At 61.5% G+C, this 231-nt stretch carries 1 protein-coding gene; it reads left to right on the top strand.

Features of this window, described 5'->3' with window-relative positions:
• The first annotated feature begins 3 nt into the window (after positions 1-3).
• Positions 4-150: a carbon starvation induced protein CsiD gene (locus tag CVH10_RS27420; RefSeq protein ID WP_369336041.1), complete on the top strand. Its 147-nt coding sequence runs from the start codon at positions 4-6 to the stop codon at positions 148-150.
• Positions 151-231: the final 81 nt, after the last annotated feature.

Consider the following 231-nt stretch of genomic DNA (forward strand, 5'->3'; position numbering starts at 1 on the left):
GGGATGCGATGGGCGGCGCCGCCCAGCAAGATCGTCGCCAAGGAGGTCTTCCATCCGGTGTTCGACGTGGAGCGCGAGGGGCGGCCGATCATGTCCTACATCGACCACTTCGTGCAGCCGAAGGACTTCGAGGAGGGCAACTGGCTGTGAGATCTCTCCAAATAGCTGGAGGGCAGCGAGGCGATCATGTCGCTGCCCATACCGGTGGGTAGCTTACTGCAGATCAACAAC

Origin of the sequence: Halomonas sp. ND22Bw (genome assembly GCF_003011945.1) — a bacterium.
GTDB classification, from domain to species: domain Bacteria; phylum Pseudomonadota; class Gammaproteobacteria; order Pseudomonadales; family Halomonadaceae; genus Halomonas; species Halomonas halophila.